Here is a 17,702-nt window from a genome sequence, read left to right as displayed (position 1 = left end):
ATTTTAGTTTTGGGATTTTATTTTTTAGCATACAATCTATTCTATTTTGTCAACTCCAGTTTTTCCGCAAAATAATCGCAGAAATCTTTCATGGTATCTGCCATTTTTTCATCATCTGTAGCGCGTTTGAATGTTTCGGACATTGCCACTAAAGTTTGGTGAAAGAAAATTTTCATTTCATCAACTGGCATATCTTTAGTCCATAAATCAATTCGCATACTTTCTTTTGCCTTGCTGTCCCAGATAGACAACATAATTGCTTTTGCCTCTTCTTGTTCGACTCCACCGTCTTTGGCTGACCACATTAATTTTTCCGGAACTCGGTTTTCATCTAATTCAATTAGAAACTTAATTTCTGATGTATTTTTATTCGACATTACTTCTTGGGTTTGTATTTAGATTTCACAAATATTTCTTTTGTATTGGTTTTTAATAAATCTGCGATAGGCACTTCATTATTTTTCATATAAGAGCGTACCATTTGCCATCCTATCCAGGCACCAACCTGCCCTGGTGATTCATTATCAATTTCCAAATAAAATTTAGAAAATGGTGCCGGGTTTATAAACCGGGAAATTAACTTTTGATCATTACTGTAAAGCATTTCTTTTTCAATAAAATAACGCCACATATAACTTTCATTTTCTTGACACCATGTTATCTGTTCTGGAGTATATCCCATCTTTTCGGCATCGGTATAATCCGGCAAAAGTAAGTCTTTTAAATACAATTGCTTTCCATAATAAATCATTTGACTAAGTAAATTTTTGTCCAAAACAGGCGGGATTTGACGTTCCGAAAAACTCGAAACTACATCTGGCGCGATTTGTCTTTCCTCAAAATTTTGTTTCAAATAATTTGGAAACTGATAAAATTTATGATCCTTTCCTAAATACAATTCAAGCGAAATAACAACCAAACTATCCGCATAAATAGCCTTATTTTTATAATCCATTTCAGAGATTACAGTGATTACTTTGGGTGTTTTTGTCTTAGGAAAATAATATTTGATGTGTTTAAAAAGTGACTCTAACTCCACTTTTACTGGTCCAAAATCACTATATTTTTTTTGAACTTCGGTGTACAATTCTCTCCACAACGGATCCTGCATTTTATTCAACCAAACACTATTATCATTTCTTGGAGGAAAAAAAAACGGAAATTCTTTTTTTACTTTTTCTAAATCCTGCGGTGGAGTTTCAAAAAATATTTTGTCAAAGCGTTCCACTTTTACTTCCAAAGGAATTGCTGTAACGGCACTTTCAACTTTATTTTTCTTATCACAGGATAAAAGAAAGAGACAAAAGACTACAAGAAACAGATATTTTTTCATATATATTAATTAAATTTGCGTCCAAAGAATCTAAGGAAACGAATGCGCAACAAATTGATTTTGCAAATATACATTCCTGATTTTTAAAATGTAAACTATTATGACTAAAAAAAGCACATTACCTGTTGAAAAAGTGAATACTCATATTGTAAATTGGTTAAAAAAATATGCAGAAAATGCAAAAGTAAATGGTTTTGTAATTGGGGTTTCAGGAGGAGTAGATTCGGCAGTTACCTCAACATTATGTGCGCAAACAGGATTAAAAGTTTTATGCGTTGAAATGCCCATCCATCAGGCACAAAGTCACGTAACCCGTGGACAGGAACATATCGAACAATTAAAAAAAAGATTTCCTAATGTATCCAGTATTGAAGCTGATTTGAGCTCCGTTTTCGAAACTTTCAAGAAAGCTGTACCCGATATTTCAGATAGCGATAAAGTTCATTTATCACTTGCCAATACCCGGGCACGGTTAAGAATGACAACACTTTACTACTTTGCTGGCATTCATGGCTTATTAGTTGCAGGAACTGGAAACAAAGTAGAAGATTTTGGAGTGGGTTTTTATACAAAATATGGTGATGGTGGGGTTGATTTGAGCCCTATTGCTGATTTAATGAAGTCAGAAGTCTTTCTTTTAGGCAGTTACTTAAAAGTCCCGGATTCTATTTTAAATGCATCGCCTACTGATGGATTATTTGGTGACGAAAGAACAGATGAAGATCAATTAGGAGCCAGTTATGACGAGCTGGAATGGGCAATGGCCCAAAATGAAGCCGGAAAATCTTCGAATGCTTTTTCAGGAAGAGAAAAAGTTGTTTTCGAAATTTATAAGCGATTAAATACGATCAATCAACATAAAATGACAGCAATTCCTGTTTGTTTTATCCCAAAAAAATAAAGAAGTCACATTTTATATTGATTTACAATTAATTACAGAATTTATTTATTAATTTTACATTTCCAATAACAATTAATTCTAAAAATTTAAAATCATGATTAAAGTATGTATAGCCGATAATTATCCTGTTGTGCATTTTGGAGTAAAATCTTACTTTAAAGACAATGCAGACATATCAATAGTTGCCAATGTAGGTAATTTTTTGATGGTGCGGGATATACTTTTAACTAAAGAAATTGATGTATTGATTTTAGATTTGGAGCTGGAAGGTCTTTCCAGTATTTTCGAGGTTAAAGCACTCTTGAAAAATTTTCCGAAAACTAAAATTATTATCTTCAGTGGTCTTTCAGAACAAATTTACGCACCCAATGCTATTAAAGCGGGAGTTTCCGGGTTTATCCACAAAAAAGAAAAGTTAGAAACTTTGGGCCAATCGATTATCAAAGTCCACCAAGGAAAGATAATCATGAATGAAACCGTAAAGAAAAATCTAGCATTAATTGCAAAACAAAGTAAGAGCGAGCGTTTATACCGTAAGCTTTCCAATCGAGAAGTAGAAGTTTTACGTTATCTAAGTGATGGGAAGAAAAATCATGAGATAGCTGACATTCTGAAACTAAACGAAAAAACAATTAGTACGTACAAATTACGATTACTAACAAAACTAAATGTTACCAATTTAGTAGACTTGGTAAACAAAGCAAAAACTTTAGAGATCGTTTAAGAATACCACGACATAACTCTCCCTAATTTTTAAAAAAAATGGATTAATACATTGTAATCCATCACCATAAACAAAAGCTCTGTATCATCTGAAACTAATTCAGATGATACAGAGCTTTTTAATTTGTCAATATTGTGACGTAAAAAAATCATATCCCTTTAATGATAACGTACCACAACTCTTCCTAATTTTTTTGAAAATTTTCCTCTTAACTCTATATAATTCATGACTAAAGACAATGACTCCATATTATCTGAGTCTGGCTCATTAGAGACTAAATTTTTTAACTCTTCTATAATTTCACTAATTAAAAACCATCTTAAAGTAAGTAATGTATCCGAAACATCCTGATTTAACATTTCCTCTTTGGTTTTAGGAAAAATATTTTGACCTATCCAATTATGCAATACATTTTTCTCATCCTCCATTATAATATTAGTTACTTCATCTGGAATACCTGACTGAAAATGGTTTATATATTTTTCAAGCCCAGAATCCTCATTTTGCAAATAATAATCTATTAAATTTTTATAAATCTCTCTAAATATTGGACTTGCAAATTCTACTTCATCATCTTGCAAACTCAAATATATTTTCTGAAAAACTTTTAATTCTTTAATTTCAGTAACATCTATAATTTCTCCATCTTCATTTGATTTTAAAAACACATCTTCAAACTCCTTTGTTAAATTACCATAAAGCACCAAAATTTCAATAATTTTCCTTTCAAATAAATAAAGTGAATCTACCTTTTCGCTATCTCCTATCCCTTCATTTTTAACAAAGTCAAAAGCCTTTTGCACTAACTCTTGTTTTTGCTTTTTTCCAACTTCAACAACATCTTTTTGAACTAATTGTGCCAAGGTACTCACAAGCACTTGCTCCGAAATATCCATAATTCGGGAACATTCCTGAATGTAAATTTCGCGTTGAATTCTATCCGGAATTTTCGAAATACTGACTACCATATCCCGAATTAAATCCGCTTTTTTGATTGGATCATTCTTGGCCTCATTCATCAAAAGTGATGCTTTGAACTGAATAAAATCTTTAGCATTATTTTCGAGATATAAAACTAAATCATCATAAGACGTTTTCCTGGCAAAACTATCCGGATCTTCTCCGTCAGGAAATGTACATACTTTTACATTCATTCCTTCTTCAAGAATCAAATCGATTCCTCGAATTGAAGCGCGCAAACCGGCGGCATCTCCATCAAAAAGAACGGTAATATTCTTTGTCAGTCTATTTACTAATCGGATTTGATCTGGCGTCAAAGCTGTCCCTGAAGAAGCTACAACATTTTCAATCCCCGATTGATTGAACTGAATTACATCCGTATATCCTTCGACTAAATAACAATTATTGAGTTTAGCAATGGATTGTTTGGCTTGAAAAATACCATACAATACTTTGCTCTTGTGATAAATTTCACTCTCTGGTGAATTCAGGTATTTTGCCGCTTTTTTATCATTGGTAAGAATCCTTCCTCCAAAACCAAGTACTCTTCCCGACATACTTTGTATTGGGAACATCACACGACTTTTGAAACGGTCAAAAGGCCTGTCATCTCTGGGAATTGTGAGCCCTGTACTTTCCAGAAATTCTAATTTATATCCTTTTCCTAAAGCTTCTTTTGTAAAAGCATCCCAAGCTTCAGGGGAATAACCCAATCCAAATTTCTTTATGGTTTCATTGGTAAAACCTCTTTCTTTGAAATAAGAATAGCCAATTGCTTTTCCTTCTTCCGAATTTAAAAGTGTATCATGGAAATAGGTTTTTGCAAATTCTGAAACCAAATACATACTTTCTCGAACATCAGTATTGGCTTTTTCTTCATCTGTTTGCTCGGTTTCTTCAATTTCAATATTATATTTTTTGGCTAAATAGCGAATAGCTTCCGGATACGTAAACTTTTCGTGTTCCATCAAGAAAGCCACAGAATTACCCCCTTTTCCAGAACTAAAATCTTTCCAAATTCCTTTGGCTGGAGAAACCATAAACGATGGAGAGCGCTCTTCAGAAAACGGGCTTAGCCCTTTGAAGTTACTTCCTGCACGTTTCAATAGTACAAAATCACCAATTACCTCCTCAACACGAGCAGTTTCGAAAACAGTATCTATAGTGGCTTTTGAAATCAATTTAATATAGGGTCAAAGTTGCAAAAGGTCAAAGTTACAAAGTTTTTAAAGATATAAACCCTTTCAGAGTTTGAAACTCTGAAAGGGCTCTTAAAAAAGTATAAAAACTAACTCAACTAGACTTTAATTAAAATCGAAACGCACTCCTAAGGAAACGTTATTTTGTTTCACTGTATTGTCTTTGAATAAAGGATTCAAGTCATATTTCAAGTACAAACTGGTAGATTTATATCCTACATAAGTGCTTAATCCATATATAAAACTATCAACATTAAAATCACCTTTAGTTATTTCTCTTGACTTATACCCATCAATATCATAATTTATATATTGCTTCGATTTTAGATTTGTACCAACGTACCCTCCTAAACCAATACGGAAACTATCGTGTGTTTTAAAATAGGTCTTCCCATCTCTTTCTTTGGATTTTGTGAAGTCAAATTCTAAGTGCATTGGAAATACTAAATTTACATTCTTGAAACGAGAATCATCCTGATGAATTGGATTTACCTCAAGTTTTGTTTGGTTTCCATCAGCTACAAAATACCTATTATCCGTAGCTCTCAAGTTATTGTAGGTGACTGAAAATCCATATTTTACATGCAATAGATTGTCATTTTGTAAAATTCTGGTATTGTAACTCAATCCCCACTCGTAAAAATGCGACCCTAAATACCTAAAATCTGATTTTTGTATTGAGCCATCAGTCACTACATTATTCAATCCAGTAGCGAATACAAATTGTGAAGTAGTTCTTTTGGATTGGCGCTCTTCCTTATCTTCCTGACCATTATAAACCTTCATAGAAGTGATATTAATTTCGGTTTGAGAACCAATTGAATTTGAATTGTTACCTAGAATAATCGTTCGGCCTCCGCTTCTATGCTCCTTTTCATCTGCAACTTTTCCATCAACTTTATCTTGTACCAATTGATTTAACTTTGCTTGTTCAACACTCACTTTTGCCTCAATGACTGCAGCATGAATTTTTGCTTTTTGCATTTTAAGGTCACTTGCTTGCTCCTTAGTGACAACACCTTTTTCTAAGTCCCTGTCAATTAATTCCACAGCCACTTTTAGGGCATTTTTTTCATTATCTGTAATGGCTTTAATTTCGTTACTAATAGCTTTGGCTTTGGTTTCAAAGGAAATTACTTTATGGTCTCTTCCTTTATTTTGTCCGGTTTCTTCAAGGGAGTCATCAACTATTTCTATTACTACATCCTTAAACCAAATTTGTCCTGTTTCATTTAATAAAACACCATACGAAATAGCTGTTGCCTCAGTTGGAACATATAAAACCACCTCATATTTAGTCCAATCCTTAGTTCCTTTGATGGGTCTTCTTTGCATATTATCAAAAGCTAAAACTGCTGCAGTATAATAATCTACTCGCATCCACAACCCTGCCCATGACTTTACATTTTCACTTTTTACATACGCAGTCATTTTGACTGTTTTTCCCAAAAATGCATCCGATTGTATGGTTTTCATTATAGTACCAAAACCATTCGTTTTACTTTGAATCGATTTAATTTTGTAAACCATTTGATTGTTTTTTTCAGCCCCTGCATCTAATCCCATTTCATAACTATCCGGCTTTGAACCTCTATAGTGCCAGTCTGAACTATTTTTTATGGCATCTACTCCTTGAGCGTTTACCTTACATAGTAAAGAAAGCAACACAATTGCTGTGAATAAAATAATTTTTTGCATGATTTTCGTTTTTTGATTGATGATTGATGATTGATTTTTATTTATTCTTCGTAATTTCTATTAACTAAAACTGTTTTTATAGCATTAAAATTTTTATTGAATTTGTCCAATGCAGATTCTCTAAATGATTGATTTAATTCAGTTTCAGCATTTGCCAGTAAACTGTTTGGATTAACCGCAATAGCTTTCCTAGTTTTTTCATGTGTTTTATCAATAGCTTTAGGTTCAAATTTAGTATTCGTAACTTCTGCTAATAATTTTTCTGCTGAAATATATTTATTTACACTTGTTGATTGGCTATTCTTGTTTTCAGAAGAATTAACTACAGCACCATTTTCTTTTGATTGATTGATGATTAAAACCTCTTCCTCTTTATTATTAAGTTGCTTTGGCTGCTTTTTTAGATTATTATTGTCAGCAACAATTTTATGTACCTTTATTGTTGTTTTTTTAATTCGGTTAGGCAAAACAGTTTCACTGACTATTTCTGGCTCTTCTAAATTATTCCTATCTATTTTTTCTTCTAGAACTACTGGATTTCCCTTATCTATTTTTATAGTTTTAAAACCATTAAAATAAACCGTTCCTATCAATAGAAATCCAACAAAACTTGCCGCTATAAACAACCAAGGAAATTTGGCTCTTGGTTTTTCAGCAACCGTAAGCATGGCATCCAATTTGCTCCAAGCCATTTCTGATGGTTTGATTTCCCGAGAATTTAATTGCTCTTTGAACTGTGTTTCTAATTTATTCGGTTCCATTACTGTAATTTTTTAGCTTATTAATCTGTCCTTGCAACATTTTTCTGGCATGTGACAATTGCGATTTTGATGTTCCTTCATTAATCCCTAACATAGTTGCAATTTCGTGATGTTTGAATCCTTCGATAGCATATAAATTGAAAACCATTTTATAGCCATCCGGCAAACTGTCAATCAAAAATTGAATATCGTCTATTGAAAATTGGCTTTCGATGTTATTAAAACTTTCTTCAAAGTAGGTTTCATCTTCAATATATTTTAGCTTTTTTTCAACTCGGATATAAGAAATACATTCATTGACCATGATTCTTCTAATCCAACCTTCAAAACTTCCTTTGTGTTGAAAATTCTTCAGATTCGTAAACACTTTCATAAAAGCAGTAATCATGATATCTTCGGCCTGATGAATGTCTTTTATATATTGACGGCAAACGCTTAACATTTTTGGAGAAAACTGGGTATAAATCTTTTGTTGTGCATGCCGATTATTCTCGACAGCTAACTCGATTAATTCATTTTCCTCCTGATGTAAGTTGATTACTTTCAAAATTTTTATAAAGTGTTTCTATAAGTATAGACGATTGACAATGCAAAAAGGTTGCATCTTAGATAGAAAATTTTTTGATTCTAAAAAATTAAAACCAAAAAAAGTCAATAAAATCAATAGTTAACGAAAGAAAAATATTTTAAAAAAAATTATTTTTTTCTTTCAATCACATAATTTACCATCAAAATCAGCGCATCTTTAAACTCAGAATCCGAATAATTATCTAAAAGCAAAAGCGCTTCTTGCTGGAATTCTATCATTTTTTGTTCTGCATAAAGCAATCCATTATTGTTTTTCACAAAAGCAATAACTTCTTTGACGCGTTTTTTATCTTTATTATGGTTTTTAATGGAATTGATAAGCCATGTTTTCTCTTTTGAAGTACACGTATTCAAGACGTGAATAAGAGGCAAAGTCATTTTTTGTTCTTTGATGTCAATTCCAGTAGGTTTACCAATGGCATCTTCGGTATAATCGAATAAATCATCTTTTATTTGGAAAGCCATCCCGATGAGTTCTCCAAACTTGCGCATGTTTTCTACCTGAACTTCATCTTCAATAACGGATCTTGCACCAAGAGCACAACAGGCAGCAATAAGTGTCGCTGTCTTTTTTCGAATGATTTCATAGTAAATATCCTCTGTGATGTCAAGTCTTCGGGCTTTTTCAATCTGAAGTAATTCGCCTTCACTCATTTCGCGTACAGCGACAGAAATAATTCGAAGTAAATCGAAATCTCCATTATCAATAGAAAGCAATAATCCTTTGGACAATAAATAATCACCTACAAGTACCGCAATTTTATTTTTCCAAAGCGCATTAAGGGAGAAAAAACCTCTTCTGCGGTTGCTGTCATCCACTACATCATCGTGAACTAATGTTGCGGTATGAATCAGTTCGATAACACAAGCTCCGCGATACGTTCGCTCATTTACTATTCCGGTTGAAACCATTTTGGCCGTCAGAAAAACAAACATAGGGCGCATTTGCTTTCCCTTTCTGTTTACGATATAATAGGTAATTCTATTTAACAAAGCCACTTTTGAAGTCATCGATTCGTAGAACTTTTTTTCAAAAAGTTCCATTTCGTTAAAAATGGGCTGTTTTATTTTAGAAGTGACATTCATTTAGAAATCAAAGATACTATTTTTAATAAAAAAATTCGTTTATTTCCTTTAAGTATGTGTTTTAATATACAATCTTTGAAATTCAAAAAAAGTATTGCCTAACATGGTATCTAATAGCTTTTCAGGTTTATTATGATTCATTTAAAACCATCCTCTTTTGAATTGATTTTTTTTATATATTTATGACTTAATTGAGCCCCAATTAAACTTTTTATTAGTTTACCACTCAAAACTTTAACCTAAAAAAACTATTTATTATGAAAACAAAAATTTTATTACTTGGAGCATTCGTAGCGCTATCCTTTTTTATTAGTTGTGATTCAAATGAAAAAGTTCAAGACCAAATTGCCACAATTGAAACGGAAGAAATCACTGCGGATTCGAATATTGACATAGCAGTTGATGATATTGCAAACATTGCTGATGATCAATTCTCAGTCCAAAAAGGGTCCGTAAGTAAAAGCACTACTACCATTAAAAGCATTTTGCCTGACTGCGCAACAGTCACTACGGTATTAACAGATGGGATTTGGAAAAGAACAATCGATTTTGGCACTCAAGGTTGCGCTCTTCCTAATGGAAATGTGCTGAAAGGAAAAATTTTCATTACTTTTTCTAATAATTTCACTAGTTTAGAGCATAAGATTACCTACCGTTTAGATGGATTCTACCATAATGGCAAAAAAATTAATGGTACAGAAACCATAACTAGATCCCTAAAAAGCACCGATTTATTAGCAGCAATTCATCCCGTTTCAACATTTACTATTAACTTAACGATTACTTTTGAAAACGGCAAAGTTCTGACTAGAACCGGCACAAGAGTTAGAGAAATGATAGAAGGATTTAGTACACTAACTGTTTGGGAAGACAATGTTTTCTTAGTTTGGGGATATAGCATTACAAAATTACCGAATGGAGATATATACACAAGTACTATCAAAGCAAACCCGCTTCGTTTCTCTATGGGTTGTAAATTACCTTTCCCCGTAAAAGGAACAATTACCAATACTAAAACAAATTCTCAAGGATTAAATAAAGCTGAAGCGATTTTAGATTTTGGGAAAGGTGGTTGTGATAATCTTGCAACTATCACAATAAATGGTGTTATTAAAGAAATCCATTTAGAGAAATAAACTTCTTTTCTGTAAATTACAAAAGCATTAAAAAGCAAAATACTCATTTGCTTTTTAATGCTTTTTTTTGAGATTACATCTCTTTATTGGCCAGTTGTCCGCAAGCAGCATCAATATCTTTTCCGCGGCTTCTTCGTACTTTTACAACAATTCCGCTAGCTTCAAGTGCTTTTATATACGCATTAATTGATTCTTCGGAAGCTTGTTGAAATTCTCCATCATCGATTGGATTGTATTCGATAAGATTCACTTTGCAAGGAACGTATTTACAGAACTTCACCAAAGCATCTATGGAGGCTTTATTGTCATTGATATCTTTCCAAACGACATACTCGTAGGAGATTTTACTTTTAGTTTTTCGGTACCAATATTCCAATGATTCGCGTAAATCCGCCAAAGGAAAATTAGCACTAAAAGGCATAATTCTAGAACGAATTTCATCGATTGCTGAGTGTAGCGAAACTGCTAATTTGAATTTCACGTCATCATCTGCTAATTTCTTAATCATTTTAGGAACTCCCGATGTAGAAACCATAATACGTTTAGGCGACATTCCTAAACCTTCCGAAGAAGTAATCATTTCGATTGCCTTCAAGACATTGTTGTAATTCATGAGCGGTTCTCCCATTCCCATGAAAACAATATTCGACAACGGATGATTGTAATACAAACGGCTTTCTTTATCAATGGCAATTACTTGATCATAGATTTCAGCCGGTTCCAGATTTCGCATTCTTTTTAATCGCGCTGTAGCGCAAAAGTTGCAATCCAAACTACACCCTACTTGACTGGAAACACAAGCTGTAGTTCTCGTATCAGTAGGTATCAAAACCGACTCCACCACCAAACCATCATGCAAACGAACAGCATTTTTCACGGTTCCGTCTTCACTGCGCTGCATTGTATCCACTTTGATGTGATTGATAACAAAATGCGTTTCCAGCATCGTACGTGTTCCTTTCGAAACATTAGTCATATCTTCAAAACTATGTGCTCCTTTACTCCACAACCATTCGTAAACTTGATTCCCACGAAAGGCTTTGTCGTTATTAGCGACAAAAAAATCACGTAATTGTTCTTTTGATAAAGCTCTTATGTCTTTTTTATCGATTTCCATGGTGCAAAGTTAGCAAGTATTTTGAGGTTTTGGTTATTTGTGAATTTGGTTATTTGTAATTTTGTGAAAAATTTAAAAAAATGTATTTCATTTCCCAAGAATTAGAAGATTGTATCGAGGGAAATTGTAAAAAAGAGTCTAAGTAGCTGACCGGACACAATAATGAAACGTATTATAAAATTTTGTAAATTTGTATATAAATTAGCAAAATGGGACTTCAAGAATTAAAACAAAAAATTCAACTTCAATTGGATTTAGCAGACGAAAGAGTACTTCGTATTGTATCGTCGGTATTTGATAATTATTTGAATGAAATTGTTTCTTACGATACCAAAGGAAATACCTTAACACTTTCGGAATATAATAATAAGGTTGAAGAAGGATTAGAAGATATTAAACACAATAGAGTAATTTCTCAAGAAAATCTTATCGAAGAAATGAAAACCTGGAAAAATGAATAATACTAATTATGCCATTTTCTGGACTAATAATGCGAAGCTTGATTTAAAAGACATTTATCTTTCATTAGAAAAAAATATTTCTCCCCTTGTTGCTACTAAAATAACAGATGAAATTTTTAGAAGTATACACTTAATTACTTTTCCCGAGCAATTTCAGATTGACGAAAACCGAATTGATTGTAGAAGAATTATCACTAGAAACTACAAAACACTTTATCAATTCAATCTAAACACAATTCATATCGTTAGAATATTCAATACTTTTCATGACCCGATAAAAAGTTTAAAATAATGCATTTCATTTCCCAAGAATTAGAAGATTATATCGAGCAACATTCTGAAAAAGAACCGGCTTTACTGGCAGCTCTGAATAAGGAAACTTACCAAAAAATTCTGCTGCCGCGAATGTTGAGCGGGCATTTTCAAGGTCGGGTTTTGAGTATGTTGTCTAAATTGATTCGGCCGGTAAATATTCTGGAAATTGGTACGTATACAGGTTATTCAGCGTTGTGTTTGTGCGAAGGCATGCAAGAAACCGGACAATTGCACACGATTGACATCAAAGAAGAGTTGGTTGATTTTCAACGCAAACATTTTGACAAATCACCTTGGGGAAAGCAAATTTTTCAGCATTTAGGAGAAGCAATTGACATTATTCCAACGCTTGACTTAAAATTTGATTTGGTTTTCATCGATGCTGATAAAGAAAATTACAGCAACTATTTTGAATTAATTGTTCCAAAAATGAATAAAGGTGGGATTATTTTATCAGATAATGTGTTATGGAGCGGTAAAGTTCTAGAGCCTTTACAACCCAATGATTTGAGTACAAAAGTATTGCTGGAATACAATAAGTCATTAGCAACTGATCCAAGAGTAGAAACAGTCTTGTTGCCTATTCGTGATGGACTGACAGTGAGCAGAGTTCTTTAGTTTAGGATATTTCTTTTGAAAACAAATACCTTAGCCCTGATAAAAGCGGCATCCTTTTTCTTGTAATTCTGACTGATAAAGAAGAAGGAAAAGAAAAAGATACAGCGATTAGCAGGAAATAGCTCCTAAATAATTCTAAAATTATTATTGTGGAAAATACTTTTGTTGTGCTATTTTGTAGCCTTTGAACATCAAAAAACCAAAAGCAAATCCGAAGAAATAGCCTGTAAGAATGTCCAATGGATAATGCAATCCCAGATAGATTCTACTGAAAGCGAAGATGAGCGGCCATAAGAACAGGAAGCCAAAAAATTTAATTTTGTCCTTAAAATTATAATACAAAAATGTTACAACTGCCATAGAATTTGCGGCGTGTCCTGAGAAAAAACTGAATGATTTGCGTTCTTGAACTACACGTATAAAGGAATTGATTTCAGAATTATTACAAGGGCGTAATCTTTGAAATCCGTTTTTAAACAAGTTTGTTGTTTGATCTGTAATTGTGATTAAAGCTGCTACAAATAGCAATAAATATAAGGTTTGTTTAACTCCTAATTTTTTATAAATAACATACAAAAGCAGTAAAAAAAGAGGAGTCCAGTTGCTTTGCCTGGTAATAAATAACCAAAGTCCATCATACGTTTCCGAACCTAACCCATTCAAATAAACAAACAATTCCGTATCTAAAGACAGTAATTTTTCCAACATTACATCTGACGTTTTATAGGTCCTGCAACATCTTCTATAACTTCTTTAACTGTTTCGATTGGAGTGGTTGTTTCGCCCAGTAAATTGTCCTTGGCTTTATTGATTTCTGAGGTGATATTTCCGGTTATATCGCTAATTTGAGACGTATCTCCCAATAGGTTTTCCTTAGCTTTATTAATCTCTGATGTAATATTCCCTCTTAAATCAGTTAATGTCTGTGTATCAAATCCATTAGCCTCTGCTCCTTTTTGAATCTCACTTTTTATGTCATTCGTAGCATGTTTTAATTGTGCCATTGCTTTACCCATGGTGCGGGCTATTTCTGGTACTTTATCCGACCCAAAAAGCATGAGTACTATAAACATGATAAAAATTAATTCGCCTCCTCCTATGCCAAACATATTTCTTATTTTTTATTGTTGCAAAGATACCTAATTTTGAATCCTTGACTTTTAATTTTTTCATAAAAAAAAGACTCTTTTCAGAGTCTTTTTTAATTTTATGTCTTTATTTAATCAAATTTAGACTTTACTTCTTCTTTAGGCCATGCGTTATTGGTTACATCAATATCAGCAGTTTCTAATTTTGGATCTATCTGAATTTTTTTGACTGCTTTCTCAGTTGCGTAAACTTTCTTAGCTGTATCATTATTTTTTCTCCAGATTTGAGCTGGATACTTGAAGGTTTCTTTCGTATCATCTTCGTACGTCAATTCAACGATAATTGGCATTAACATTCCTCCTGGTTTGTTAAACTCTACTTCGTAGAAATACTTAGGTGATTTTAATTTTAATTTTTCGTCAACAGAAAAATTTTGGTTTACATACTCAGATAATAAATTTACATCTGCAATTGCCAATGCCTTCTTATCTTTTGATGACAATTCTTCACTTGTTCCAGGAACTAAATAAACGAAAGGTCCTTTTTCTTGACCAAAACGTCCTCTTCTTACTACAGCATCTTTTAATGCTGCAATTGCAGTCTCAGATACATAATATTGTTTTACTTCTTTCACTCCGATGTCAACAAAATCAGTCGAATAAAACCATCCTCTGAAAAACCAATCTAAATCAACTGCTGATGCATCTTCCATAGTTCTAAAAAAGTCTTCTGGTGTAGGATGCTTGAATTTCCATCTGTTAGCATATACTTTGAAAGCATGGTCAAATAACTCTCTTCCCATGATAGTTTCTCTAAGAATATTTAAACCTGTTGCTGGCTTACTATAAGCATTAGCACCAAATTGAACTATCGTTTCAGAGTTTGACATAATAGGCTCCAAGAATTTTTGATCTCCACTCATGTAAGGAACAATTTTACTTGCTGGCCCACGACTGGAAGGGAAATTTGTACCCATTTCTTGTTCAGCCATATATTGCATAAAAGTATTAAGACCCTCATCCATCCAAGACCATTGACGCTCGTCAGAATTTACAATCATAGGAAAGAAATTATGCCCTACTTCATGTATTACTACACCAATCATTCCGTTTTTAGTACGTTCACTTGTCACTCCTTTTTCGTCAGGACGACCATAATTCCAACAAATCATTGGATATTCCATTCCTTGATCTTCTGCTGATACAGAAACTGCTTTTGGATAAGGATAATCAAATGTGTGAGATGAGTAACTTTTTAAAGTATGCGCCACAGTTTTGGTAGAAGTTTCTCCCCAAAGTGGATTACTTTCTTTAGGATAAACCGAAATAGCCATAACTGTTTTGTTAGTCAATTGAACTGCCATTGCATCAAGAATAAATTTTCTAGAAGTAGCAATACCAAAATCCCTTACGTTTTTAGCGCTAAATTTCCACGTTTTTTTCTTCTCTGAAAACCCTTTTTCACTAGCTTCAGCTTCCGCTTGAGTAACAATTACAACTGGTTTATCAAATGATTTTTGAGCCAGTTCGTATCTTTTTACTTGCTCTGCAGTAAATACTTCGCTTCTATTCATCAATTCACCTGTAGCCTCCATAACGTGATCTGCCGGCACAGTGATATTTACATCAAAATTTCCAAAAGGCAACGTAAATTCTCCTGTTCCCCAAAATTGCATATTTTGCCATCCTTCAACATCATTATAAACTGCCATTCTAGGATAGAACTGAGCAATTACATATAATTTGTTTCCTTCTTTTTCGAATAATTCATATCCTGAACGACCACCATCTTGTCTGTAATTATTAATATTATACCACCAATTGATCGAAAAAGTAAATTTCTCGCCAGGTTTCATTGGAGTTAATAAATTAATACGCATCATGGTTTGATTGATCGAATATGACAAAGGATTTCCTTTTACATCTTTCACAAATTCAATGTTAAAACCACGCTCTTGTTCCTGTTTTAAAAACTTGTTTGCAAAGTTTCCAGCAGGAAAAACCTGTTCCATTTTTTGGCTTTCAGCCAATGGAGTCTGCGAAGTTTTAGCAGCTTGATTTTGGTCTAACTGAACCCATAAATACTCTAAAGTATCTGGAGAATTGTTATAATAAGTAACCGTTTCTGACCCAGTCAATTTAGATTTCTTGTCATCAAGCTCTATATTTATCTTGTAGTCAGCCTGTTGCTGATAATAAGCCGGACCCGGAGCTCCAGAAGCAGTACGAAACATGTTAGGCGTTGCTAACAAATCATACATTTGGCTAAACTTATTGGTATCATACTTTCCTGTTTGTTTTGGTGTAACAGGAGTAGTTTTTTCTTGAGCAAATAAAATTGCAGGAAGAAGTAATAATAAAGTAAATTTTTTCATAGGTGAAAATCTGGTTATTCAGTGCGTGAAAATAATAATTTAAAACAGATGTTTCTACACTTATTCATAATTTAACATTCCTTTTGGCGTAGATTCTGTAAATAGCAACGTGTTTTTTATTCCAGATACATTAAAATGCATAATATTCTGTTGCTCTGAATTTCCTTCTATGATAACTGTATTGTAAATTTCGAGTGAATTAATCTTAGGGATTTCCTTCATACTTAAATAACAAATAAGTACATCTCCTTCCATTTCTTTGCTTAAAAAATTCATGGACTTAGATTTTCCATTTATTTTTATTGAGAATTTTTCGCTTAAATACTTTTTCAATAAAATCAAATCTTCCTCTGTTTCTTTTTCGGAACCTAAATTGATTTTTTTACTATACTTTTTCCCAACTGTACTATTCAAATCATCAACAAAAATACGAGCGGTGATTTGAAGCATTTTCTTTTGAGGAGCGTAATTTACTTGGTATAAGGATACATAAAATTTATGCACACTAAAGGACGTTAACGTTAAAAATAATAACCCAAAAAAAGTAATTAAAATTGTTTTTTTCATTTTTCAAAAGTAGTAATTCTTTTAAACTCTTCGTTCTTGGTGATTAAAAAATCAATTAGTAAAAATTCATCTTCTTGTTTCAAAAGGCTTTTTGATTTTGGATCATTCTCGCAATAATCCAGAAAAAGCCCAATTTCATCGTTTTTCAACTTCAATGTATTTGTAAAGAAATAAGTATCAATCCCTTTAGAAACCACATCAGAAAAATCCACATCAGGATTCAAATCGGTTCTTTTTGCCGAATCATTCTTAAATAATTTAGAAACCATTTTATATATTCTAACAAAATCCATTCCATTTTCTATGGTTCCATCTGAGGGCATGGTTCTATTAATAGGTGAGGATTTCGCATCATCAAAAAACTGCATATCAACAATACCCTGTGAACCGCCAGTTATTGGTTTTATCTCCGCTTTGCGCTTCACAATTACTTCCTTCAACAGCGTAGTCTGCGTTTCTAAATTAACCACAAACAAAGGTTTTGAAAAATCTTTCTCCTGAATCACAATTTTTTTAGACTTAAAAGAAGCGCTTGAGACTAGCAATGTATCTTTGGCTTTCGCCAAAATATCAAAAAAACCTTGATTACTTATAAAGGTTCTCGTTTTTGAATTCAAATTAAAAACATATCCATTGTCCACCAAAGCGGATTCATTTGTAAATTGACCGTGTAATGACTTTCTATTTTCATTTTGACCAAAAGAAAATTGGCAAAAGAAAAGCAAACAAAGGATTCTTATTTTCGTTTTCATCTTGGATTATTTTATAAGTATTA

The 17,702-nt window shown here is 32.8% G+C and carries 19 protein-coding genes; 6 read left to right on the top strand and 13 right to left on the bottom strand.

Features of this window, described 5'->3' with window-relative positions; translation table 11 throughout:
* Positions 1-41: 41 nt before the first annotated feature.
* Both gldC and gldB read right to left on the bottom strand, forming a co-directional pair.
* Positions 42-377: a gliding motility protein GldC gene (gene gldC / locus E0I61_RS06980; protein ID WP_091165314.1), complete on the bottom strand. Its 336-nt coding sequence runs from the start codon at positions 375-377 to the stop codon at positions 42-44.
* On the bottom strand, positions 377-1,333 hold the full coding sequence (gene gldB, locus E0I61_RS06975) for a gliding motility lipoprotein GldB (RefSeq protein ID WP_132070330.1): 957 nt from the start codon (positions 1,331-1,333) through the stop codon (positions 377-379). Before gldB ends, gldC begins: the two co-directional genes overlap by 1 nt.
* Before the next feature lie 100 nt (positions 1,334-1,433).
* Here gldB and nadE point away from each other — a divergent pair, with 100 nt between their 5' ends.
* Together nadE and E0I61_RS06965 are read left to right on the top strand one after the other, a co-directional pair.
* Positions 1,434-2,234: an NAD(+) synthase gene (nadE, locus tag E0I61_RS06970; protein ID WP_131991863.1), complete on the top strand. Its 801-nt coding sequence runs from the start codon at positions 1,434-1,436 to the stop codon at positions 2,232-2,234.
* Between the two features lie 94 nt (positions 2,235-2,328).
* A complete protein-coding gene (locus E0I61_RS06965) occupies positions 2,329-2,958 on the top strand; it encodes a response regulator transcription factor (protein ID WP_131991860.1) in 630 nt (209 codons plus the stop codon).
* A 158-nt stretch (positions 2,959-3,116) separates the two neighbouring features.
* On the opposite strand, the gene dnaG is transcribed toward E0I61_RS06965, so the two are convergent.
* The 5 genes from dnaG to E0I61_RS06940 all read right to left on the bottom strand — a co-directional run bounded on the left by dnaG (position 3,117) and on the right by E0I61_RS06940 (position 9,250).
* Positions 3,117-5,099: a DNA primase gene (gene dnaG, locus E0I61_RS06960; protein WP_132070328.1), complete on the bottom strand. Its 1,983-nt coding sequence runs from the start codon at positions 5,097-5,099 to the stop codon at positions 3,117-3,119.
* 123 nt (positions 5,100-5,222) lie between these two features.
* Complete coding sequence (locus tag E0I61_RS06955; RefSeq protein ID WP_131991854.1) at positions 5,223-6,815, bottom strand: hypothetical protein; 1,593 nt, start codon at positions 6,813-6,815, stop codon at positions 5,223-5,225.
* A 41-nt stretch (positions 6,816-6,856) separates the two neighbouring features.
* On the bottom strand, positions 6,857-7,576 hold the full coding sequence (locus E0I61_RS06950; protein WP_131991851.1) for a hypothetical protein: 720 nt from the start codon (positions 7,574-7,576) through the stop codon (positions 6,857-6,859).
* Entirely contained in the window at positions 7,563-8,123 is a 561-nt protein-coding gene (locus E0I61_RS06945) for an RNA polymerase sigma factor (protein WP_131991848.1), read from the bottom strand. The genes E0I61_RS06950 and E0I61_RS06945 overlap by 14 nt, the downstream gene beginning before the upstream one ends.
* Positions 8,124-8,272: 149 nt before the next feature.
* Positions 8,273-9,250, bottom strand: coding sequence for a polyprenyl synthetase family protein (locus E0I61_RS06940; protein WP_131991845.1), 978 nt, complete (start codon positions 9,248-9,250; stop codon positions 8,273-8,275).
* Between the two features lie 257 nt (positions 9,251-9,507).
* Between E0I61_RS06940 and E0I61_RS06935 the strand changes: the two genes are divergently transcribed.
* On the top strand, positions 9,508-10,386 hold the full coding sequence (locus E0I61_RS06935) for a hypothetical protein (RefSeq protein WP_132070327.1): 879 nt from the start codon (positions 9,508-9,510) through the stop codon (positions 10,384-10,386).
* Between the two features lie 73 nt (positions 10,387-10,459).
* Here the strand turns inward: E0I61_RS06935 and rlmN are convergent, their stop codons facing one another.
* Entirely contained in the window at positions 10,460-11,503 is a 1,044-nt protein-coding gene (gene rlmN, locus E0I61_RS06930; protein WP_132070325.1) for a 23S rRNA (adenine(2503)-C(2))-methyltransferase RlmN, read from the bottom strand.
* 209 nt (positions 11,504-11,712) lie between these two features.
* On the opposite strand from rlmN, the gene E0I61_RS06925 reads away from it, so the two are divergent.
* The 3 genes from E0I61_RS06925 to E0I61_RS06915 are packed head-to-tail and all read left to right on the top strand — an operon-like array spanning position 11,713 to position 12,897.
* Positions 11,713-11,964, top strand: coding sequence for a hypothetical protein (locus E0I61_RS06925; RefSeq protein ID WP_131991836.1), 252 nt, complete (start codon positions 11,713-11,715; stop codon positions 11,962-11,964).
* A complete protein-coding gene (locus E0I61_RS06920) occupies positions 11,957-12,256 on the top strand; it encodes a type II toxin-antitoxin system RelE/ParE family toxin (protein WP_132070323.1) in 300 nt (99 codons plus the stop codon). Before E0I61_RS06925 ends, E0I61_RS06920 begins: the two co-directional genes overlap by 8 nt.
* A complete protein-coding gene (locus E0I61_RS06915; protein ID WP_131991830.1) occupies positions 12,256-12,897 on the top strand; it encodes an O-methyltransferase in 642 nt (213 codons plus the stop codon). Before E0I61_RS06920 ends, E0I61_RS06915 begins: the two co-directional genes overlap by 1 nt.
* A gap of 144 nt (positions 12,898-13,041) precedes the next feature.
* Here E0I61_RS06915 and E0I61_RS06910 read toward each other — a convergent pair whose 3' ends face one another.
* The 5 genes from E0I61_RS06910 to E0I61_RS06890 form a co-directional block, all read right to left on the bottom strand.
* Positions 13,042-13,605: a phosphatase PAP2 family protein gene (locus tag E0I61_RS06910; protein WP_131991827.1), complete on the bottom strand. Its 564-nt coding sequence runs from the start codon at positions 13,603-13,605 to the stop codon at positions 13,042-13,044.
* On the bottom strand, positions 13,605-14,006 hold the full coding sequence (locus E0I61_RS06905; RefSeq protein WP_131991824.1) for a twin-arginine translocase TatA/TatE family subunit: 402 nt from the start codon (positions 14,004-14,006) through the stop codon (positions 13,605-13,607). The genes E0I61_RS06910 and E0I61_RS06905 overlap by 1 nt, the downstream gene beginning before the upstream one ends.
* Before the next feature lie 110 nt (positions 14,007-14,116).
* Complete coding sequence (locus tag E0I61_RS06900; protein ID WP_132070321.1) at positions 14,117-16,360, bottom strand: M1 family metallopeptidase; 2,244 nt, start codon at positions 16,358-16,360, stop codon at positions 14,117-14,119.
* A gap of 60 nt (positions 16,361-16,420) precedes the next feature.
* The gene (locus E0I61_RS06895; protein ID WP_131991818.1) at positions 16,421-16,927 is read right to left on the bottom strand and encodes a DUF6702 family protein; all 507 of its coding nucleotides are present in this window, start codon (positions 16,925-16,927) and stop codon (positions 16,421-16,423) included.
* Positions 16,924-17,679, bottom strand: coding sequence for a hypothetical protein (locus tag E0I61_RS06890; RefSeq protein WP_132070319.1), 756 nt, complete (start codon positions 17,677-17,679; stop codon positions 16,924-16,926). The genes E0I61_RS06895 and E0I61_RS06890 overlap by 4 nt, the downstream gene beginning before the upstream one ends.
* Positions 17,680-17,702 lie beyond the last annotated feature (23 nt).

The organism is Flavobacterium ranwuense (assembly GCF_004349315.1).
Classification (GTDB): domain Bacteria; phylum Bacteroidota; class Bacteroidia; order Flavobacteriales; family Flavobacteriaceae; genus Flavobacterium; species Flavobacterium ranwuense.
This window is presented reverse-complemented; position numbering and strand designations above follow the sequence as displayed.